Source organism: Flavobacterium subsaxonicum WB 4.1-42 = DSM 21790 (genome assembly GCF_000422725.1).
GTDB lineage: Bacteria > Bacteroidota > Bacteroidia > Flavobacteriales > Flavobacteriaceae > Flavobacterium > Flavobacterium subsaxonicum.
Genome location: NZ_KE383910.1, coordinates 319,417 through 340,663, shown reverse-complemented (window position 1 = coordinate 340,663; position 21,247 = coordinate 319,417). Strand labels below are relative to the sequence as shown.

18 protein-coding genes are annotated in these 21,247 nt (G+C 42.9%); 15 read left to right on the top strand and 3 right to left on the bottom strand.

Annotation, left to right across the window (positions count from 1 at the left end; all coding sequences use genetic code 11):
* The first annotated feature begins 58 nt into the window (after positions 1-58).
* From G509_RS0118260 to G509_RS0118250, 3 genes are all read left to right on the top strand, one after another.
* Entirely contained in the window at positions 59-952 is an 894-nt protein-coding gene (locus G509_RS0118260; protein ID WP_026992860.1) for a DUF3078 domain-containing protein, read from the top strand.
* A 109-nt stretch (positions 953-1,061) separates the two neighbouring features.
* Positions 1,062-1,754, top strand: a complete 693-nt coding sequence (locus tag G509_RS0118255) for a S24 family peptidase (RefSeq protein WP_026992859.1) — start codon at positions 1,062-1,064, stop codon at positions 1,752-1,754.
* Between the two features lie 448 nt (positions 1,755-2,202).
* Positions 2,203-2,484: a hypothetical protein gene (locus tag G509_RS0118250; RefSeq protein ID WP_026992858.1), complete on the top strand. Its 282-nt coding sequence runs from the start codon at positions 2,203-2,205 to the stop codon at positions 2,482-2,484.
* Positions 2,485-2,735: 251 nt separating this feature from the next.
* On the opposite strand, the gene G509_RS0118245 is transcribed toward G509_RS0118250, so the two are convergent.
* Complete coding sequence (locus G509_RS0118245; RefSeq protein ID WP_026992857.1) at positions 2,736-4,622, bottom strand: M1 family metallopeptidase; 1,887 nt, start codon at positions 4,620-4,622, stop codon at positions 2,736-2,738.
* An 89-nt stretch (positions 4,623-4,711) separates the two neighbouring features.
* Here G509_RS0118245 and G509_RS0118240 point away from each other — a divergent pair, with 89 nt between their 5' ends.
* Positions 4,712-5,278 carry a hypothetical protein gene (locus G509_RS0118240; protein WP_131450737.1) on the top strand — a complete coding sequence of 189 codons (567 nt, stop codon included), beginning with the start codon at positions 4,712-4,714 and terminating at the stop codon, positions 5,276-5,278.
* A gap of 122 nt (positions 5,279-5,400) precedes the next feature.
* Here G509_RS0118240 and G509_RS0118235 read toward each other — a convergent pair whose 3' ends face one another.
* Positions 5,401-7,008, bottom strand: coding sequence for a S8 family peptidase (locus G509_RS0118235; RefSeq protein ID WP_026992855.1), 1,608 nt, complete (start codon positions 7,006-7,008; stop codon positions 5,401-5,403).
* Between the two features lie 69 nt (positions 7,009-7,077).
* Positions 7,078-7,938 carry an MBL fold metallo-hydrolase gene (locus tag G509_RS0118230; protein ID WP_026992854.1) on the bottom strand — a complete coding sequence of 287 codons (861 nt, stop codon included), beginning with the start codon at positions 7,936-7,938 and terminating at the stop codon, positions 7,078-7,080.
* A gap of 527 nt (positions 7,939-8,465) precedes the next feature.
* Between G509_RS0118230 and G509_RS0118225 the strand changes: the two genes are divergently transcribed.
* The 11 genes from G509_RS0118225 (at position 8,466) to G509_RS0118175 (ending at position 20,925) form a co-directional block, all read left to right on the top strand.
* Positions 8,466-11,543: a T9SS C-terminal target domain-containing protein gene (locus tag G509_RS0118225; protein WP_026992853.1), complete on the top strand. Its 3,078-nt coding sequence runs from the start codon at positions 8,466-8,468 to the stop codon at positions 11,541-11,543.
* A 264-nt stretch (positions 11,544-11,807) separates the two neighbouring features.
* Positions 11,808-12,137 (top strand): HesB/IscA family protein, encoded by a 330-nt coding sequence (locus G509_RS0118220; RefSeq protein WP_026992852.1) that lies wholly within the window; start codon positions 11,808-11,810, stop codon positions 12,135-12,137.
* Between the two features lie 41 nt (positions 12,138-12,178).
* Positions 12,179-12,541: a four helix bundle protein gene (locus tag G509_RS0118215; protein ID WP_026992851.1), complete on the top strand. Its 363-nt coding sequence runs from the start codon at positions 12,179-12,181 to the stop codon at positions 12,539-12,541.
* 48 nt (positions 12,542-12,589) lie between these two features.
* Positions 12,590-14,038, top strand: a complete 1,449-nt coding sequence (sufB, locus tag G509_RS0118210; RefSeq protein WP_026992850.1) for a Fe-S cluster assembly protein SufB — start codon at positions 12,590-12,592, stop codon at positions 14,036-14,038.
* A gap of 24 nt (positions 14,039-14,062) precedes the next feature.
* Entirely contained in the window at positions 14,063-14,272 is a 210-nt protein-coding gene (locus G509_RS0118205; RefSeq protein WP_026992849.1) for a DUF2683 family protein, read from the top strand.
* 2 nt (positions 14,273-14,274) lie between these two features.
* Complete coding sequence (locus G509_RS0118200; RefSeq protein WP_026992848.1) at positions 14,275-14,544, top strand: Txe/YoeB family addiction module toxin; 270 nt, start codon at positions 14,275-14,277, stop codon at positions 14,542-14,544.
* Between the two features lie 57 nt (positions 14,545-14,601).
* On the top strand, positions 14,602-15,348 hold the full coding sequence (gene sufC, locus G509_RS0118195; RefSeq protein ID WP_026992847.1) for a Fe-S cluster assembly ATPase SufC: 747 nt from the start codon (positions 14,602-14,604) through the stop codon (positions 15,346-15,348).
* Positions 15,349-15,384: 36 nt separating this feature from the next.
* Positions 15,385-15,747: a four helix bundle protein gene (locus G509_RS0118190; protein ID WP_026992846.1), complete on the top strand. Its 363-nt coding sequence runs from the start codon at positions 15,385-15,387 to the stop codon at positions 15,745-15,747.
* Between the two features lie 52 nt (positions 15,748-15,799).
* Positions 15,800-17,116: a Fe-S cluster assembly protein SufD gene (gene sufD, locus G509_RS0118185; RefSeq protein ID WP_026992845.1), complete on the top strand. Its 1,317-nt coding sequence runs from the start codon at positions 15,800-15,802 to the stop codon at positions 17,114-17,116.
* A 227-nt stretch (positions 17,117-17,343) separates the two neighbouring features.
* On the top strand, positions 17,344-19,506 hold the full coding sequence (locus tag G509_RS0118180; protein ID WP_035739305.1) for a TonB-dependent receptor plug domain-containing protein: 2,163 nt from the start codon (positions 17,344-17,346) through the stop codon (positions 19,504-19,506).
* A 12-nt stretch (positions 19,507-19,518) separates the two neighbouring features.
* Positions 19,519-20,925, top strand: a complete 1,407-nt coding sequence (locus G509_RS0118175) for an HmuY family protein (protein WP_026992843.1) — start codon at positions 19,519-19,521, stop codon at positions 20,923-20,925.
* Positions 20,926-21,247: the final 322 nt, after the last annotated feature.

Genomic DNA, 21,247 nt, shown 5'->3' with positions numbered 1-21,247 from the left:
TATCTTTTGCCTGAGTTTAGGGCATGTTTGGCTATATTTGTAATTAAACCCAAATATTATGAGGAAGAAATTACTTATACTTTTAGCACTTGGCTGCGTTTTAACCCTCAAAGCGCAAGACACCATTACAACCCCTGCAAAAGCCGATAACGACACCATTGGCCCGTGGACAAAAAAAGGAAATGCATCGTTACTTTTTAACCAGTCAACCTTTGATAACTGGGTTGCGGGTGGAGAAAACAACATATCGGGTAACTTAGGTTTTAACTACGATTTTAATTATAAAAAAGGCGTTTGGGCCTGGGATAACAAGGTTATTGCCTCTTACGGTATCGTAAAGACACGAACCAGTTCTTTTGCCAAAAAGACCGATGACCGCCTGGAACTAAATTCGCTTTTAGGCAGGCAGATAAGCGAGCGCTGGTACTACTCCGCCTTCGCCAATTTTAAGACACAATTTACCAAAGGTTACAATTATACTAACGACGAGAACGGCACCGAAAGGCGCGATGAGTACACCAGCTTTCTGTCTCCCGGATATTTACTTGCGGGTGTGGGTATGCTGTACAAGCGCGATGATAATTTAAAGATTAACCTGTCGCCTGTAACTTCTAAATTTACCTTTGTAGATAAGAATTTTACCCTGCCAGATGAAGCCTATTTTGGTGTTAAAGAAGGCGAGGCCATGCGATACGAGCTTGGTTTTAATGCCTCTATGTACTATAAACTGGATGTTATTGCCAATGTTACTTTCGAAAACATCTTAAACCTGTATTCTAACTATCTGGAAGATCCGCAAAACGTGGATATTGACTACCAGCTTAATATAGTTATGAAGATTAACCGTTACCTAACCACCAACCTTATGTTCCAGACCATTTATGATGATAATGCCTTTAGGGGTTTCCAGGTGCGCCAGGTATTTGGTGTAGCGGCTAACTACGGTTTTTAAACAAAATAGATAATCAATACTAAAATGCTGCACGGTTGTGCAGCATTTTTGTTTTATAAACACATCTGTGTGATGATTATTTTCTTACCTTAGCGGAAAATAATTACGTATGGTATCTTTGCGTGTGGGTAAGTATCTGGAAACCAAGAATATAAGTTATTATGCTTTCGAAAACAGCCTGGGCGCCAGCCGTGGCAGTATTTCTAAAGCGGTTAAAGACGGCAAAAGCATTGGCAGCAATGTGCTGGAAAAGATACTAACGCTGTATCCTGACATTAACCCTGCATGGCTGCTTACCGGCCACGGCGAAATGCTGGTTAACGCCGCAAAAAGCACACCGGGCATACAAACATACCGCCTTAAGACAGATACTACCGTAGAGAGCCAGCAAATACCGTTATACGACCTTGAGGCCTTTGCCGGGATAGTGCCACTGTTTGGCAACAGCAAGGCCATGCAGCCGATTGACCATATATCGATACCCCACCTGCCCAAATGCGATGGCGCCTTGTATGTAAGCGGCGACAGTATGCAGCCACTACTTAAAAGTGGCGACATTGTTATGTACAAGATTATAGACGATGTTACAAACAACATTTTTTGGGGCGAAATGTACCTTTTAGGTATTGATATGGGTGGCGAAGAATACATTACGGTAAAATACATCCACAAATCTGATACGGTAGACTATGTAAAACTGGTAAGCGAGAACCCGCGCCACCAGGATAAAGATGTGGCACTATCATCTATACGCGCCCTTGCACTGGTTAAAGGCAGTATTAGGATAAATGCCATGATATAGCTTTAAGTTTACGGTTCTAAGTTTTCAGTTTATAACCTTAACGCCTCCCCGTCTCCCACAATAAGCGTTTCTATTATTAGGCATGCCTTTGCGAAATGCAATGGCACGGCAATCTATAAATATCAATAAACGTATCAAGCGCAAACATACCTGTTTGCTCTGCAAACTCAATACTGCGACTGTACTGCGACTATAAACTGCATACTTCCCACTTATTTCCCCAAAAAATACACAGGTTTCTACAAATCGCCACAAAATTATGGTGCCTATTTTTTTTGGCATTAATACCAAAAATAAATCATAACTAACTATATATCAGATGTATTATATGCAACAGATATAGCATTATCATGGCACCTTTTAGTTTAGGCACTAAACTTGCCTTATCTAATGTAGAAACGATGATTTAAACCTATATCACACAATCACACACACTAAATAATACAACATGAAAAAGTTAATTTTAAGCGCACTTATGCTAACAGGAGTTTTAGCAACAGCACAAGCACAGGAACCAGCTAAAACAGCACCAACTACTACAACTAAGACTACCGAAGTTAGTAAACCAGTACCTGCTGCAATCACAACAACCAGTACAAGCACACAAACACAAACTCCGGCGGCGGCAACTAAGCCGGCAGAGAAATCTACCACTACCACTACTGAGGCTACTAAAACAGAGACTCAGAGTGCAGCCAAAAAAGCTGACCCAGCTAAAAAATCTAAATAGTTTTTTAGCGTCTATCATATAGCAATGATGACAAAACAGGCCTTTTTATCTATTTTACCTGTTTTAAAACCTCTGACGGCAACAGTCAGAGGTTTTTTTTAAGCGTATTCAACCATTTATTTCCAATAAAAAAGCGGCACCCTCAACCGGTGCCGCTTTTGCTATTTTAGTAACTTACGTAGTTATTTAGATGATCTCAGATACTCAGATACTCAGATACTTCGCGACTTTGTAACTTTCAAACTCTGCAACTACTTCGTATACATATTGTTATCCTTATTTACATCGGCCATAATTTCAGACGGATCTATTACAATAACCTTTACAGCCGTTTTTGCCTTATCTATAGTAAAGCTATAAGTAGGATGACCCCAGTCCCAGTCTTTTAAAACCGTTCTTTTACTGTTAGGATACGGATTGGATTTTGTGTATCGCATCATTTCCAATGGAATGTAAAAACTCTCCTGCGTGTTATCATCATAAACCACCATAAGCTCAATAGGCATTGGCATGCGGCCAATACGCTGAAGCGTAATCTTAGCCTTGCCGCCATCTTCGGTAACCTCTTTAATACCGTAATCTATAGTATTGGTAGTCTGGCACCAGTCGGTTAAATACCAGTCTAATTCGGCACCACTCACTTTTTCGGCGGTACGCTTAATATCGTTAGGGGTTGGGTGCGTAAACTTGTAATCAGCATAATAGCGCTTAAGCGTTTTGGCAAGGTTGTCTTCGCCAATTAAATAGCCCAACTGTGCCAGGAACATTTCGCCTTTGCTGTAAGCAGAAATTCCGTACGCCACGTTAAGCTCAAAACGGTCGGCGTGCGTAGTAAGGGGCTGCTCTTTACCGCTTTTAACTAAATAATAGTAGTTGGCATAAGCATCGGCAAACGGGTTGGTTTGCTGTTCTTTTTTAGGATTTGGCATAACGGCCAGCATGGCAAGGTCTGATATATAGCTGGTAAAGCCCTCGTCCATCCACTCGTGCTTGCTCTCGTTGCTCGCTAAAATATGCTGAAACCACGAGTGTGCAAACTCATGCGCTGTAACACCCACAAGGCTGCCATAGCTGCGGTTGCCCGTAATAAGGGTACACATAGCATACTCCATACCACCATCGCCACCCTGTACAACGCTGTATTGCTTGTATGGGTACTGACCCACATTTTTATCGTAAAACTCCAATAGCTCGGCCACTTTGGGCTGCATTTTTCTCCAGCCTTCTACATACTGCGGATTGTTCTTGTAAAAAAAGTGCAGCTCTACATTGTTAGGGCCGTCTATTTTATCGTGAATGTAATTATTATCAGCACCCCATGCAAAATCGTGCACCATAGGCGCTACAAAATGCCAGGTAAGAGTTTTTGCTTTTTTAGGTATCTTAACCTCAACACCCTCATCTTCATAGCCTTTTCCAATTTCGTTTTTGTTTTGAAGGTAACCGCTACCACCAATAGTGTAATTTTTATCGATAGTGATTTTTACATCAAAGTCGCCCCACACGCCATGAAACTCACGGCCAATGTAAGGGTCGGCATGCCAGCCTTCAAAATCATATTCGGCCAGCTTAGGATACCACTGCGTCATGCTCAGTGCCACACCCTCTTCAGAATTTCTTCCGCTACGGCGAATTTGCAACGGCACCTGGCCCTCAAAATCGAGCGTAAAAGTGGTAGACTGCCCCGGAAGTATGGGCTGTGCCAGCTGAACCTCTAAAATAGTACCCGCTACCTCGTTTTTAGCGGCAACGCCATCCTGCTTAAAGTTGTTTATTTTAAGGTAACCAATTTCGTTAGGTTTAAGGGGGGCTATACGGCTTTCGTTAACCGTTTTATCGGCAGTTTTAAAGCTTTTAACCATGCGCTTATCTGGGTCGGCAATGGCCTGCAGGCGGGCATCCATTTCGCTGCCCGGCTGGAAAGCGTTGTTGTACAGGTGGTAATAAACGCGCCTAAGCGTGTCGGGCGAATTATTAACGTACTTTAATTGTTGCGTACCGGTGTATTTATAGGTTTTTACATCCATAGATACCTCCATTTTATAATCTACATGCTGCTGCCAATACCCCGCATTTGGGTTTTTTTGAGCAAAAAGTCCGGTTGCAGAGAGTACTGCAATTGCTAAAAATGTTCTCATGGGATAAAATTAAACAAAAAGTCGAAAGTCTTAAAGTCAAAAGTTTTAAAGTTTGTATACATTCGCACTACAAATCAAATAGTATGGGTATGTTTATACTTGCCGGGCTTATAATTGTTGCTGTTATAATTGCTATACCCTTTACATTCTATTGGATACCAACAAAATTAGGATACCCAAAAACAGGAAAGATTTTAGGCGCTGTAGTGGGATTATCTTTTACAGTGATACTTTTTAGGTGGTATTTTGAAGATGAATTGTTTACAAAAAATGAAGCTGCCGAATTTTTAAAGGAACAGAATATTGAATTACATGATGATTTTGAGATTGTTAGCAATTGGTCTTCAAGCGGTATTGGCGAATACCATCATCTTTTTACTTTAAAGATAACATTAAAGGATAAGGCAAAGATTGTAAATGAGATAAGAACCTCTGATAACTTTACACCCGGCCTTCAGGAAGAACGTAGTAGTTACATTGACCTCGACAGAAATGATTATAACACAGGGCCTAAAGAACTACTAAATTACGAAACCAAAGATGCATTTATAAGAGAATTGTTTAGGTCCCGAGGCAAGGGATTTGCACCTGAATGGAAAAAAATCAAGATTGATAAAATAAAAGACGAATTACATTTTTCGGAAATAGACGATTAATTATCAGGCGAATACAAAGGTTAAAAGTTAGCTGTTTAGGAGACCCATTCAACACGTCTCTACAGTAAAACAAAAACCCCAGACCTAACAGCCTGGGGTTTATAAATTTATATAGCAGCTAACTATTTTTTTCTTGATAGCTGATCGGCCATAATGATAGCGTTATAAGCATTTACAATTTTGCCAGAACGCGATATATCTGTAAACGGTTTCGAGTTTTTAGCATCTCCGCCAAGGATAACATCAAAGGTTACCGGAAGGCCCGACTCCATAATGATTTGTTTTACCTGTGCTGCCTTAAGCGTTGGGTAGTAAGCACGTATAAGTGCTGCTACACCAGCCGCATTAGGCGATGCCATAGATGTACCCTGTAAGAAAGAGTATGTATTGTTAGGCGTGGTGGCATAAATGCGCACACCCGGCGAAAACACGTCTACTTTGGTTTTACCGTAGTTAGAAAAATCGGCAACCAGCTCAGGGCCATACTCATACGTAAGGGCACCAATGGTTAATATGTTATCAGTATATTCAGTTAATGTATTCTTATCGTCGTTAGGAAAACGTGCACCGCTCTCGCCATCAAGGTCTAAGCCCTCGTTACCGGCAGCAAATACAATAAGCACGTCTTTTTCGGCAGCATATTTAATGGCATCATACACCCAATCGCTGTGTGTAGCGTAGTATTTACCAAAGCTACCGTTAATTACCTTAGCGCCATTATCTACAGCGTAACGCAATGCTAATGCCACATCTTTATCGTACTCATCGCCATCCGGCACGGCACGAACGCCCATAATCTCTACAACATCGGTAGCAACACCATCGCCGCCAAGGTTGTTACCCCTGCCCTGCGCAATAATACCGGCAACGTGTGTACCGTGCTTAGCACCCTCTTTATCAGGGCCAATAACGTTGTTATTACCGTAGCTTTTGTTAGTAAGGTCGTCCGGATTATCGCCTAATATCTTACGGGCATCGTACTCTTTGTTAAGGTGGTATTTAAGCTCGCTGTCGTAATGCTCTACGCCATCGGCCAATTGCTTAACAAGATCTTCGCGGCTAACGTTAGATAAAATTTGTATAAAACGTTGTTTAATAGCATTCTGCGTCGGATCAGTAAGTTTAAGTGCCTGAAGGTCCTCAGCAGTATAGTTGGTTTTACCCGTTTTTTCTACAAACGATTTATCTGCTTTTAAGATAAAATCCATCTGCTGCTTGCCCGCTTTGGCTTCGTTCACTTGCGTATCATACTCAGCCTTAGCCTTTTTGTAGGTTTCAGAACCATCATCCCCTTTTTTAAGGATGCGCACAAACTCCATATTTTCGTGTGCTATATCGCCAAGGAAGTTCCAGCCATGTATATCATCTATATAGCCGTTTTTATCATCGTCTATACCGTTGCCGGCAATTTCTTTAGGGTTTGTCCATATAGAACCCTGTAAATCAGGATGCTCTATATCTACACCAGAGTCTACTACCCCAACAATAATTTTTTTTGCTTTACGGCCTTTTAAAAGCTCGTAAACGCGGTCTACGCTCATTCCGGGAATGGTATCGGTAAGCAAATCCAGGTCGCTCCAGCGTTTTTCCTGGTCTTCGCCCAATTTGGCTTTCTTAACCTGAATATTGGTAGTTATGGCAAGCGGTTCGGCAGTAATTTTTTTGCTGGCGCCGCAACCTGTTAAAAACAAGGCTATTGCAGCCGAAAGGTAAATTGATTTAAACTTCATTAGTGTGTTACTTTTAGAAAAACTGGGCTAAATTATTCCGAAATTGTTACATCAGCCCAAGACTTAACATTAAATTAGGATATCGTTGCATGTAAAAACGTCTTTAAGCCGTACTCCTTTATCGGTGTGTTGTACTGTAATTATCTCGTTGTGTGCATCATGCCCAAGCATTAGGTAGTACCCCTTGCTTGCCGCTTCGTTTAAAAAAGTTTCCTTTTCGTTAATGGTCAGCAGCGGGCGGGTATCGTAGCCCATAACATACGGCAGCGGTATATGCCCTGCAGTAGGCAGTAAATCAGCCATATACACAATAGTCTTGCCTTTGTAGGTAATGTGCGGCAGCATTTGCTTCTCGGTATGGCCATCTGCAAACAAAATACCAAAGCCCAGTTCGCTCTGCTCTAAAAATGCACCTTCGGGTCGATTAACAAACTTAAGCTGACCACTTTGCTGCATGGGCAGTATGTTTTCTGACAGGAACGATGCCTTCTCGCGGGCGTTGGGCTTGGTGGCCCAGTCCCAATGGTTATCGTTAGTCCAGAAATGGGCGTTCTTAAAGGCTGGTTCATAGCCTGTTCGGTCTTTATTCCACTGTATGGCGCCACCCACGTGGTCAAAATGCAGGTGGGTTAAAAACACATCGGTAACATCGTCTCGGCTAAAACCCCACTGTGCCAACGACTTATCTATACTATAATCGCCCCAAAGGGAGTAATACCCAAAAAACTTGTCGTTTTGCTTATTGCCCATACCGGTATCTACAAGTGTAAGGCGATTGCCATCTTCTATAAGCAGGCAGCGTGCGGCCATGTCTATCAGGTTATTAGCATCGGCAGGATTGGTTTTGTTCCATATAGTTTTGGGCACAACACCAAACATGGCACCACCATCCAGCTTAAAATTACCACTTTCTATAGGGTATAATTTCATTTTTAGGTCTGTGTTTTATTTGATGATGCAAATTAGTTAAAAAAAGTGAATTTGATAATTTGATGATTCGGGGATTTGTTAATTCGGTTATCTGGGCTGCTCCAAAAGTGCCTGATATTTCACTTTCGGACTTTGAGTTTCGCATTACATTTTATCCGAACTCAATCAAATAACCAAATCCACGAATTAACAAATCTACCTCCCAAAAAGTGCTTAATATTTCACTTTCGGACTTTGAGATTGCTTTAAAAGTGGATTTGGTTATTTGTTAATTCGGTTATTCGATAAAAAAGGTAATCTGAAAATTTGTGGATTTGGTTATTGATCGAATAACCAAATTACCGTATCAACAAATCCACTCCTACACAAATCCACACCTTACCAAATTACCAATAATTTCAAATCCTAAGTTAAAAGCTACAAATTCTAATTGGCAGGGGTGCTATGCTCATCTGCCGCGGCAAACCATCAATTTTAGTGATTACTTTGAAAATGAACAAATTGCACAAAAAACCCTAATAATTGTTATGAAAAGAAAACTACATTACCTTAAAACCATTGCGGCCTTGCTACCCGCACTGTTTTTTTGCCCCACCCTGCACGCCCAGTGGGACGATGGATTATGGACCGGCCAGCAGGCCAACAACTGGTACTTTGGCTTTAGCAATGGGATTAGCTTTAACACCGGACAGCCCCAATTTTTAACCGGTGGCCAGACTACTGTTATGGAAGGCACCGCCAACATATCAGATGCCGAAGGCAACCTGCTCTTTTACGCCTCTAACGGCACGGTGTGGAACAAAAACAACGTGGTTATGCAAAACGGTAGCAACATACTGTCCGGCAGCCAGAGCTCTACCCAGTCGGGTATTATTATACCCAAACCGGGAACCGACTCTGTTTACTACCTGTTTAACATTGATATACACAACGGCCTGGTATATTCTGAAATTGATATGGCTTTAGATAATGGCCTTGGTGCGGTTACCGCGGTTAAGAATGTGGTGCTGGCCGATGACGCCCGTGTTGAAAAAATTACCGCAGTATACCATGCTGACAAAGAGCAGATATGGCTAATATCGCATCGGGCGCACAACAACCAGTTTATTGCCTACCTGATATCTGACGAGGGTATTGCAGCACCGGTTACCAGCGCTGCCGGATACTCGTACACTACCGATACCCCTTTTGAAGGGGCGTATGTGCAGGAAGGGCCTGCGGGGCAGCTTAAGGCATCGCCCGATGGCAGCAAACTGGCCGCGGCGCAAATGGCCGGAGAGCTGTGGGGTTTCTCTATCATTAACGGTATGTTCGAAGTCTTTGATTTTGATAACACTACCGGCGTAGTATCTAATCCTGTAGAGATAACGGTAGCCAACAGCGTGTATGGCCTGGAGTTTTCGCCTAACAGCAAGTACCTGTATGTGTTAGATAACCAGTACATGCCTACATCGGGCGCACTGGGCACTACTACAGAAAAAATGTACCAGTACGACCTAACGGCGGGTACACCATCGGCCATAGCGGCCTCGGCCACCATGATAGGCCAGTACTTTAGCCGCTATATGTGTGCCATGCAGTTGGGCCCAGACGGCAAGGTGTACACCATGAACTCTAAGAACCAAAATGTTATGGTTGCCATTAGCAACCCTAACAACGCCGGGATTGCTGCCAATTTACAGGCCAATGCGCTTGTTGTAGAAGATGCCGACTCTATTGGCATGCCTACTTTTAACCAAAGCTACTTTGAATCGGGTATCCTGTACGAAGAAGCCTGCGGCAATGCCGTAACCTTCTCGCTGCTGCGCATTCCGGATGTTACCCTTACCGCCTGGAATTTTGGCGACCCAAACAGTGGTGCCGATAATACATCGGCCACGGGGCAGCACATTTTTAGCGCACCCGGCACCTACACCGTTACCGTACAAATAACCAGCAACGGTGCCCTGCAAACCGCCACTAAGCAAATACAGGTAACCGGCTTTGGCCCCGCCGTTGCCGTACCGCAAAACCTAACGGCCTGTGCCAATGCATCGGGCCTGGCAAGTTTTAACCTTTCGGCACAAACAACCACCATTTTAAACGGCCTTAACCCTGCCGACTATATCGTGGCATATTACACTACCAGTCAGGATGCCCAAAACGGCACCAATGCCATTGCCAACACTGCTAACTTTCAGTCGGCTGGGCAAACCATTTATGTAGCCATTACCAATAGTGCCGATAATTGTACCGGTTTCATCAACTTTACGCTTATAGCGTTACCGGTGCCACAGGCTCCACAAGTGCCTAACCTGCAATTGTGCAGCACTACCGCCAATGCGGTTTTCGACCTTACCGTTCAAAACGCAGCATTATTGCAAGGCCAGCCCACAGTGGTGGTTATGTACTATACATCGCAAGCCGATGCCGATGCTGCCACTAATGCCATAGCTACTCCGCAAAACTTTACCAACACAGCCAACCCGCAAACCATTTATGCGCGTATTGGCTATGCTAACGCATCGTGCTACAGCACAACCACTTTTACCATAGGCACTTTTGTTGCCCCTGCCATGCCCCAACTGCCCAACTTACAAACCTGCGACACCAACACCCAGGATGGCTTTGCTGTATTTAACCTTACGCAGCAGGATGTTTTGTTACTACAAGGGCAACCCGCAGCAACGGTTGCTTACTATGCTTCTCAGGCCGATGCCGATGCTGCAACGAATGCTATCGCTACGCCGCAAAGCTTTACCAATACCACTAACCCCCAAAGCATTTATGCACAGGTAAACTACGGCACAAGCGGCTGCTACAATGTGGCGGTATTTACACTTAGCACCCTTGTGGCACCGGCAACAGTTCTGATAGCTAATCTACAGGTTTGCGATGATGATGCAGATGGCTTAGCAGCCTTTAACCTTTCGCAACACGATGCCGCATTATTACAAGGATTACCCAACGCAACGGTTGCTTACTACACCAATCATGCGGATGCCGATGCTGCCACCAATGCCATCGCCGATTCTCAAAGCTTTACCAATACGGCAAACCCACAAACCATTTACGCAAGGGTTAGCAATGGCAACTGTTATTCGGTTAGCACGTTTGCGCTAAATGTGCTGGACCTTCCGGTTGTAGAAAACCTGCAAATTACAGGCTGCACGCCGTTTAACCTTACCGATGCCGTGGCTGGCTTAAGCGGACTCCAATTTACCTACTACCCTACCCACGCCGATGCCAATCTGGCTACAAATGCCATTGCAAGTCCGCAAACGTATACCGGCACGGTTGCCTACGTGCGTGCCCAGAATACCGAAGGCTGTTTTACCGTAGCGCCCATTGCCATTACAACCGGCAACTGCGATATACAGAAAGGCATTTCGCCCAACGGGGATGATAGGAACGATAATTTCGACCTTACCTTTCTTAAAGTGCAAAAGCTAAGCATCTATAACCGCTACGGCATGCAGGTGTACAGCCAGCACAACTATACCAACCAGTGGTATGGCCAGACCGATGGCAAAAACGACCTGCCCACCGGTACCTACTACTATGTTATTGAACCCGAAAGCGGCAGCAGTAAAACCGGGTGGATTTATATAAACCGCCAGAATTAAACGGCGGTAGTAAACCCAGCTATCTAAAAGCAAGGCTCCCATTTAGGGAGCTTTTGTTATTTATTTACTGCACGGGCAAACCCAACACCTTTGCATAATATTTTGATATAGCTAAATTTAGCAGGCAAATTAACAATTACACCGCTAACTCGTGGTATAACTATTGCTTATAACACTATATATACAAAAAAGAGGGGCATTATTGCATTACGCAAAAATGTGGTATCTTTGCACTAAATTTACACTAATTATAAGGTATAGATTATGATAAAAGTTTCTGATTCAGCAAAGAAAAGGGCTGTCATGCTTATGGAAGATGACGGCTTTAACGCTACTACAGATTATATAAGGGTAGGCGTTAAGAGTGGAGGATGTTCAGGCTTGTCATACGAACTAAAATTTGACAATGCGCTAAGCGACAACGATAAAGTATTTGAAGACAATGGCGTTAAAATAGCCGTAGATAAAAAAAGCGTACTGTACCTTGCCGGTACCGTGCTCGAATTTAGCGGTGGCCTTAACGGTAAAGGCTTTGTTTTTAACAACCCAAATGCCAGCAGAACCTGCGGCTGTGGGGAGAGCTTTTCCTTATAATTGCAAGATTGAAGGATTAAAAAATTGAAAGATTAAAGAGCATGACAAAATCCTTTACGGAGTTTGAGGTTTACCAAAAATCATTACTTCTTGCCAAAGAAATTTTTGTATTGATGAATAACCCCGCTTTCGAAAGGGAATACGGCTTTAAAGATCAGATCAAGAGAGCGGTTGTTTCTATAAGTAACAATATTGCCGAAGGTTCTGAATATAACAACAACAAGCAGTTTATTAGATTTTTAAGACATTCTAAAGGCAGTTGTGCCGAAGTAAGAAGTATGTTGATTTTGTCTAACCAGCTAAATTTATGTAGCCAGCAGGATACCATAAAACCAATTGAGTTAAGCATAGAAATATCTAAAAACCTGTCAAAATTTATAGAGTATTTAAAATCGAGAGTTTAGAGAACGAATCTTTAAATTATTAAATTTTAAATCTTTAAATAAAAAAAAATGAGTAAATACACAGAAGAGGAATTAAAAATTGAGCTCGAAACCAAAGAGTACGAGTACGGTTTTTATACTGATATAGAGTCGGATACATTTCCTAATGGGTTAAGTGAGGATATTGTGCGCGCACTTTCTAAAAAGAAGGAAGAGCCCGAATGGATGACCGAATGGCGCCTTGAGGCGTACCGCGCATGGATACAGATGACTGAGCCCGAATGGGCTAATGTGCATTATGTTAAGCCCGATTTTCAGGCCATATCCTATTATTCTGCCCCGTTAAAAAAGGCAAAATACGAGAGCCTGGACGAAGTTGACCCGGAGTTGCTGGAAACCTTTAAAAAACTGGGCATTTCTATAGACGAGCAAAAAATGCTTAGCGGCGTAGCGGTAGATATTGTAATGGACTCTGTTTCGGTGGCCACTACATTCAAAAAAACCCTGGCCGAAAAAGGCATTATCTTTTGCTCTATATCCGAGGCTATTAAAGAGCACCCGGAGCTTGTAAAAAAATATTTAGGGTCGGTTGTACCTCAAAAAGATAATTTTTATGCTGCGCTAAATGCTGCAGTATTTTCAGACGGTTCGTTTTGCTACATCCCTAAAGGGGTGCGCTGCCCAATGGAACTGTCTACGTACTTCCGTATTAACCAGGCGGGTACCGGCCAGTTTGAGCGCACGCTTGTAGTGGCAGACCAGGGCAGTTATGTTAGCTACCTTGAGGGCTGTACCGCACCAAGCCGCGACGAGAACCAGCTGCATGCCGCAGTGGTAGAGCTTATTGCCATGGAAGATGCCGAAATTAAGTACAGCACCGTGCAAAACTGGTTTCCCGGCAATAAAGAAGGCAAAGGCGGAGTATATAACTTTGTTACCAAGCGCGGAATTTGCGAAAAAAACGCTAAAATATCCTGGACACAGGTAGAAACCGGCTCTGCCGTTACCTGGAAATATCCAAGCTGCATCCTGAAAGGTGATAACTCGGTAGGCGAATTTTATTCTATTGCCGTTACCAACAACTTTCAGCAGGCCGATACCGGTACAAAGATGATACACCTTGGCAAAAACACTAAGAGTACCATTATCTCTAAAGGTATCAGTGCCGGTAAGTCGCAAAACAGCTACCGCGGATTGGTACAGATTGGAAGCCGTGCCGAAAATGCACGTAACTTCTCGCAGTGCGACTCGTTGCTAATGGGCAACAACTGTGGTGCACATACGTTTCCGTACATAGAGTCTAAAAATACAACAGCTAAAATAGAGCACGAGGCCACCACCAGCAAAATTGGCGAAGACCAGGTGTTTTATTGCAACCAGCGTGGTATACCTACAGAAAAAGCTATTGCACTTATTGTAAACGGCTTTAGTAAAGAGGTACTAAACAAACTGCCAATGGAGTTTGCCGTTGAGGCGCAAAAGCTGCTTGAGATTTCTTTAGAGGGTTCTGTAGGATAAAGAATTTGTTTAAAGTTTAAGGTTATGGATATAGTATTAAAAAACGTAAAGAAAAAAGATTTGCAGGTTATTAAATCGCTTGCCAAAGCTTTAGGTTTTGAGATCAGTACACCTGAAGAAAAACCCTACGACCCGCAATTTGTAAAAGAAATACTTGAAGCTGCTGAGGGTGTTAAAAACGGCAAGGGCAAAGAAATTTCTATGGAGGAATTCAAAAAAATGTGTGGTATATAACTATGAGAGTAGTTTTATCAGCAAAAGCACAGCATGATTTTGAATACTGGACTAAAACCGGAAATAAAATTATTTTAAAGAAAATAGGCCATTTGGTTGAAGCTATTCAAGATGATCCATATTCTGGTATTGGTAAGCCAGAACAGTTAAGGCATGAACTTAGCGGCAAATGGTCCAGAAGGATTGACAGGGAGCACAGGCTGGTTTACGAAATAGTAGATACAAACACCATTGAGATCCTGAGCATTATTTCTTTAAAAGGCCATTATTAAATAATATAAAGATTAGAATATACGAGAAGCTTTGCTTCTTAAATCAAAAACAAACTGATGTTAAGTATTAAGAATTTACACGCAAGTGTTGAAGATAAGGAGATTTTAAGAGGTATTAACCTTGAGGTTAAAGCCGGTGAAGTACACGCTATAATGGGCCCTAACGGGTCGGGTAAAAGTACGCTGTCATCGGTAATTGCCGGTAAAGAAGAGTACACCGTTACCGATGGCCAGATTTTGCTTGAGGGCGAAGATATTGGCGATTTTGCACCGGAAGAAAGGGCACACAAAGGGGTTTTCCTCTCATTCCAGTACCCTGTAGAGATACCGGGCGTATCGGTTACCAACTTTATGAAAACCGCCATTAACGAGACCCGCAAAGCGCAGGGCCACGAAGAAATGCCGGCCAACGAAATGCTTAAAATGATCCGCGAGAAATCGGAATTATTAGAAATCGACCGTAAATTCTTATCGCGTTCGCTTAACGAAGGTTTTTCAGGTGGCGAGAAAAAACGTAACGAGATCTTCCAGATGGCAATGCTGGAGCCTAAACTGGCTATTCTTGACGAGACCGACTCTGGCCTTGACATTGATGCGCTGCGTATTGTAGCCAACGGTGTTAACAAACTGCGCAGCGAAGACAACGCCGTTATTGTTATTACCCACTACCAAAGGCTGTTAGACTATATTGTACCTGATTTTGTACATGTACTTTACAATGGCAAAATTGTAAAATCGGGCGGTAAAGAACTGGCTTACGAACTTGAAGAAAAAGGCTACGATTGGATTAAGTCCGAGAACTAAGAAGTCAAAAGTCGCAGGTCGTAAAGTCAAAAGGCAATGGGTAAATTCAATTCTTTCGAAGAAATCAATTCATGGCAACGTGCAAGGAGTCTGAATAAGAAAATTTACCTGATAACCGAAAGCGAATCGTTTAAAAAAGACTTTGATCTGGCAAGGCAGATAAGACGTTGCTCGGTATCAATATCTTCTAACATTGCCGAAGGGTTTGAAAGAAATACTGATAAAGAATTTAGTCACTTTCTTTTTATTGCTAAGGGATCTGCCGGCGAAGTACGTTCACAATTGTATCTGGCTTTAGACTTAAACTACATTACACAAGATGTGTTTGATGACCTGCTCATAGAAATTACAGAAATATCTAAACTGCTTAGCGGTTTTATAAAATACCTTAATAAATAAAGTTGGGAAAGTACTTTATAAACTTTCGACTTTAAGACTTTAGACATTAAAAATGGATTTAAAAGAAAAACTATTATCTTCTTTTATGGCTTTTGAGGAGCGTGTAGATGTAAATGCTGATTTACACAACGTTAGAACAGAGGCTATTAAGAATTTCGAAAATAAAGGCTTCCCAACCAAAAAGGATGAGGCCTGGAAATATACATCGCTTAATGCGGTGCTTAAAAACGATTTTAGCGTGTTCCCAAAACAGGACAACGCCATTAATTACCCCGATGTAAAAAAATTCTTTTTACACCAGATAGACACCTACAAACTGGTGTTTATAGACGGTATTTTCAGTTCGTTCTTATCCAGCACCACGCACGATGGTATTGATGTTTGCCTTATGTCTTCGGCCTTAACCAAGCCCAAGTACAAAGAAATTATAGATACCTATTTTAACAAGATAGCCAATCTTGATGATAGCTTAACCTCGTTAAACACGGCATTTGCCAATGAAGGTGCATTTATAAACATACCAAAAAATAAGGTAGCCGATAAGCCTATCGAAATTATGTACCTGTCTACAGGCAACGAGGCCGCCCTTATGGTGCAGCCGCGTAACCTGATTATTGTTGGCGAAAACGCCCAGGTGCAAATTATAGAGCGCCACCAGAGCCTTAACAGCAACCCGGTGCTTACCAACAGCGTTACCGAGATTTTTGCCCAGGAACGCTCTATTACCGATTATTACAAGATACAGAACGACGTGCAAACGGCCAACTTGGTAGACAATACCTATATAGCCCAAAAAGGCCATAGCAACGCCTCTGTGCACACGTTTTCATTTGGGGGTAACATTACCCGCAATAACCTTAATTTTTACCACCAGGGCGAGCGTATAGACAGCACCCTAAAAGGTATTACCATTATTGGCGACAAGCAGCACGTAGACCACTACACGCTGGTACGCCATGCCACGCCTAACTGCGAGAGCCACCAAAACTACAAGAGTATTTTTGACGGCAGCTCTACCGGTGTGTTTAACGGTAAGATATATGTAGAGAAAGAGGCGCAAAAAACCGATGCCTTTCAGCAAAACAACAACATACTTATTAGCGAAAAAGCCACCATTAATGCAAAACCCCAATTGGAAATTTTTGCCGATGATGTTAAATGTTCTCACGGCTGTACTGTTGGCCAGTTAGACGAAAGCGCTATGTTTTATATGCAAAGCCGTGGTATTCCTAAAAAAGAAGCCAAGGCCCTGCTTATGTATGCCTTTAGCAACGAGGTTATAGAAAGCATCCGCATACCCGAGCTTAAAGACAGGATTACCAAGCTTATTGCCTCTAAATTAGGCGTTAACATAGGTTTCGATTTGTAATCCGTACCCATTATACAATATCAGGAACTGCCTCTCAAGGGCAGTTTTTTGTTTTAGCACACAGTTGTATCTTAACCGTAAAGCCAATTACTGTTAAATACAATTGGTAAGATAATCTATGATATATGTAAGGTAATGTTATTTAGAATTAATAAAAATAATTTGCATATCTAAAACAGGGGGCTTAGCTTTGCAGCTGTTTAGAATTAATCTAACTAAAGTTAGTAATGCATACCCCTATAAAAGCGTTTATATCTGTTCTTTCGTTATTCAGCCTTTCTGCCATGGCGCAGCAAACCGTAACCGATTCTGTGCACACCAAACAGTTAGATGAGGTAGTGGTTACCGGCCAGCCAGAACCGCAGTCTATTCGCAAATCGGTTTTTAACGTAAAAGTAATTACCCGTAAAGACATAGAGAACCAGGCTGCCAACAACCTGGCCGATGTTATGAACTTTTACCTTAATATAAACGTTACGCCGGATACCGGCCAGGGCCGCTCTACCATATCTATGTTTGGGCTCGATGGGCAATACCTTAAAGTACTGGTAGACAACGTGCCCCTTGTTAGCGACAGCGGACTGGGCAATAATATAGACCTTACCCAGATAAACCTCGACGATATAGAGCAAATAGAAATTATAGAAGGCTCTATGGGTGTAACCCACGGTGCCAACGCCGTATCGGGTATCATCAACATCATTACAAAAAAATCAGCAGCCCATAAGTGGGAAATAAGCGCCGTAGCGCAGGAAGAAACCGTGGGCAGCGAATATTCGGCTTCAGACGAAGGCCGCCACATACAATCGCTTAAAGTATCGCACAACCTGTCAGAAAACTGGTTTGTATCGCTTGGCGGTAACCGTAACGATTTTGCAGGCTTTCAGGACCGCAGGGGCGGGCAAAACTTTACCCTAAGCCCGGATGATATTCAGCAGCAAAGGGGCTACAGCTGGCTGCCTAAAGAGCAGTACGTGGGCAACGCCATGATTAGCTACAAAAAAAACCGCACACGCGTTTTTTATAAGTTCGATTATTTTCAGGAAAACATAGACTATTACAACCCCATTGTCAGCATACAGGACAATTACCCATTTTGGGATATCCCGTATGGTAACGACAGGCGTTACAAAACCGAAAGGTTTTACCACCACCTAAACTCATCGGGCCACGTGTTTAAAAACAACCTGGCGTATAACATATCGGCATCGTACCAAAAGCAAAGCCGCGACTTCGAAGATTTTAAATACTTTATCGAAGAGCGCCGCGAAGCCGAGAACGAAAAGCTTACGTACCAGTCTACCGAGGTTTTATATTCTACCGGTAGTTTAAGCAACATTTTAAACAACAAAAAATACAACCTTCAGGTAGGTTACGAATTAGTGAGCGAAAAAGGTTTTGCATCGGCCAAGACCGGAATTTTCAGGGATGAGAACAACGGCGATGTAGATAAAAAAGCAACCATAAGCAATTATGATGTGTACACGGCAGCAGAAATTGCCATTACCGATCGTTTTTCTACCCGTGGCGGCTTGCGCTACTCGGCACAAAGCATGTTTAAAGACCAGTATGCAGCATCTGTAGGCCTTCGTTATTTATTAAACCACGGCATAGAGGCGCGTACATCGTTAGGTAAATCGTACCGTACACCCAACTTCGAAGAGTTGTACACGTACCTGGTAGATTCTAACCACGATGTAAGGGGTAACCCGGATTTAACGCCGGAGAACAGTACATCGGTAGATTTCAACATTAAAAAAACTACTGCTTTTGCATCGGGCCTAAAGCTATCCAACAACATAATGGTTACCTACCTTGACGTGGTAGACAGGATAGAGCTTATACAAATAAACTTTGCACCGCTACAATACAAATACACCAATGTAGATAAATACAGGGTGTGGAATTTTAATACCAGCCACGAGTTTGCCTACAAAAGCTTTACGCTAAAGGCAGGTGCTGCCATAATAGGCACATCGCAAAAACTTACTACGGGGTCTGTACAGTCAGACGATGCTTACCTGTGGGGCTTACAGCTAAATGGTAGCCTTAACTACAACCTGCCTAAGTGGGATACTGATTTCTCAGTATACTACAAGCTAAACGGCAGGCAGCAGCAACTGGTACAAACCACCGATGCCGACGGAAACGAGGTATTTGGCATATCAAGAATCGATTCTTTCGGATGGCTAAACGCCTCAATCCGCAAATCGTTCTTTAAAGACCGTTTAGATGTTACCCTGGGCTCGCGCAACCTTTTAGATGTTACCAACGTGCGCAGCTCTATTGCACAAGGCGGCACTTTAGGCCACGGCGGCGGCACTACCGATCTGCCAACGGCTTACGGGCGCTCATACTTTTTAAAACTGGCTTATAACATTAACCTGTAACGTTACTTAGCAATGAAAAAAATACTTTTTCTATTCTTGGCACTATCGGCGGTTTTAGTAACTGCCTGTAATGACGACGAAGATACCCTACCGGTACGCCAGGGTGTATCTTTCGCAATAGAGTCGGTTAACCTTACCGATGCTGTAACACCGGTTACCCTGCTTTTTAACGGCGAGGTAACGGCAAGCGGCTTTGTAACCGTTAGCTATACGGCAATCGACCTTACGTATGGTACCGATTTTAGTACCGATGTTACGGCAGCTAACGGCCAGCTTACACTACCGTTCGAGGCCGGAGCAAAGCAAATACAATTCAACTTTACAAAGCTTACCGATGCTATGGAAGGCGAGGTAAAAAATGTAGTGTTTACCATAGAGCAAATATCAGTATCGGGCATAGAAATTACGGGCAACCCGTCGGTTCAGCTTAACTTTAACGAAATGCCATCGTTAGGTGGCCCAGCATCACCGGGTGTAGGAGGCTCTAACCAGCCCAACCAGGTGTATTTTGATTTAAGCACCGGCAAATACGTATCGGCTACAAGAACCGCGTGGGATCTTGGCTTTTACAGCGGCGCCGATTTTAGGGTAGCCATAAACGGCTCTGTAGCCATGGCAGTAAAACAACTTAATACTACCAATATAGATACGCCGCAAACCAGCGATGCAACAGTAGCTATCGGGACATTTGACCCTGCTAACTTAGCGTATGTAGACAACCCTAACGGATTTATTACCAACACTGCTATTGCAGAAGTTAGCGCTAACGAAGCCGATAACAAAGTATACATTGTAAACATGGGCTATAGCGTGCCAACAATCCCGGCAGCGGCTGGGTCTGTAAACGTGGCCGGCACCCAAAGAGGCTGGAAAAAAATAAGGATACTTAGAAACGGCGATGGCTATACCCTACAGTATGCCGATATTGCCGCTACAACCCACAATACCGTTACCATTACTAAAGATGCGGCCTATAACTTTACCTTCTTTAGCCTTATAAACGGCGCAACCGTACAGGCAGAGCCGGTTAAAGCCGCGTGGGATTTAAACTTTACCACCTTTACCAACGAGGTATTTACTACCCCGGGCGTATCGGCAGGATCGTATTTTTATTCAGATTTTGTAATAACCAATACCAAAGGCGGCGCAAGGTCATACCAGGTGCTAACATCAGAGGTAAGCTACGATAACTTTAAGCTTGCCAATGTAAACCTCAACAACCTAAAAACCGATGTTCCGCAAGACCACAGGGCTATAGGTGCCAACTGGCGTAACGTTACCCCACTCGAATTATATTCTGATAGGTTTTATATAATACAAGACCCGGCAGGCAATGTGTATAAACTTAGGTTTACCGCAATGCTAAGCCAGGCAGGCGACAGGGGCAATCCTGCATTTCAGTATGCCCTGTTGCAATAGTTTTTGTAAGTTAGTTTTTGTTTTATTTGTCCCGGCGGTTTGTGTGTGTACTAACTGCCGGGATTTTTTTTGTTTTAGATTTAGCGTTAATGAGATGCTATACCACAGAGATGCACAGAGGGATCTCAGAGATACACAAAGATTTTTAGAATTATCTTAAAACCTCTGTAGGTAATAGGTCGCAGAGCGTTTTCAATCCTGCCTTTGGCAGGATAACTCTGAGTTCTTATTCAAACGCAGCAAATAATATTATCCTCCGTGCATCTCTGAGATCCCTCTGTGCATCTCTGTGGTATAGCTTAATTAGATCCTCCCCTCCTAC

What these genes read in the sequence shown, in the direction of transcription:
- G509_RS0118220 (WP_026992852.1), top strand. Translation starts at nt 11,808, where the DNA reads ATGATAAAAGTTTCTGATTCAGCAAAGAAAAGGGCTGTCATGCTTATG.
- G509_RS0118215 (WP_026992851.1), top strand. Translation starts at nt 12,179, where the DNA reads ATGACAAAATCCTTTACGGAGTTTGAGGTTTACCAAAAATCATTACTT.
- sufD (WP_026992845.1), top strand. Translation starts at nt 15,800, where the DNA reads ATGGATTTAAAAGAAAAACTATTATCTTCTTTTATGGCTTTTGAGGAG.
- G509_RS0118250 (WP_026992858.1), top strand. Translation starts at nt 2,203, where the DNA reads ATGAAAAAGTTAATTTTAAGCGCACTTATGCTAACAGGAGTTTTAGCA.
- G509_RS0118240 (WP_131450737.1), top strand. Translation starts at nt 4,712, where the DNA reads ATGTTTATACTTGCCGGGCTTATAATTGTTGCTGTTATAATTGCTATA.
- sufC (WP_026992847.1), top strand. Translation starts at nt 14,602, where the DNA reads ATGTTAAGTATTAAGAATTTACACGCAAGTGTTGAAGATAAGGAGATT.
- G509_RS0118190 (WP_026992846.1), top strand. Translation starts at nt 15,385, where the DNA reads ATGGGTAAATTCAATTCTTTCGAAGAAATCAATTCATGGCAACGTGCA.
- G509_RS0118255 (WP_026992859.1), top strand. Translation starts at nt 1,062, where the DNA reads ATGGTATCTTTGCGTGTGGGTAAGTATCTGGAAACCAAGAATATAAGT.
- sufB (WP_026992850.1), top strand. Translation starts at nt 12,590, where the DNA reads ATGAGTAAATACACAGAAGAGGAATTAAAAATTGAGCTCGAAACCAAA.
- G509_RS0118230 (WP_026992854.1), bottom strand. Translation starts at nt 7,938, where the DNA reads ATGAAATTATACCCTATAGAAAGTGGTAATTTTAAGCTGGATGGTGGT.
- G509_RS0118225 (WP_026992853.1), top strand. Translation starts at nt 8,466, where the DNA reads ATGAAAAGAAAACTACATTACCTTAAAACCATTGCGGCCTTGCTACCC.
- G509_RS0118260 (WP_026992860.1), top strand. Translation starts at nt 59, where the DNA reads ATGAGGAAGAAATTACTTATACTTTTAGCACTTGGCTGCGTTTTAACC.
- G509_RS0118245 (WP_026992857.1), bottom strand. Translation starts at nt 4,622, where the DNA reads ATGAGAACATTTTTAGCAATTGCAGTACTCTCTGCAACCGGACTTTTT.
- G509_RS0118175 (WP_026992843.1), top strand. Translation starts at nt 19,519, where the DNA reads ATGAAAAAAATACTTTTTCTATTCTTGGCACTATCGGCGGTTTTAGTA.
- G509_RS0118205 (WP_026992849.1), top strand. Translation starts at nt 14,063, where the DNA reads ATGGATATAGTATTAAAAAACGTAAAGAAAAAAGATTTGCAGGTTATT.
- G509_RS0118180 (WP_035739305.1), top strand. Translation starts at nt 17,344, where the DNA reads ATGCATACCCCTATAAAAGCGTTTATATCTGTTCTTTCGTTATTCAGC.
- G509_RS0118200 (WP_026992848.1), top strand. Translation starts at nt 14,275, where the DNA reads ATGAGAGTAGTTTTATCAGCAAAAGCACAGCATGATTTTGAATACTGG.
- G509_RS0118235 (WP_026992855.1), bottom strand. Translation starts at nt 7,008, where the DNA reads ATGAAGTTTAAATCAATTTACCTTTCGGCTGCAATAGCCTTGTTTTTA.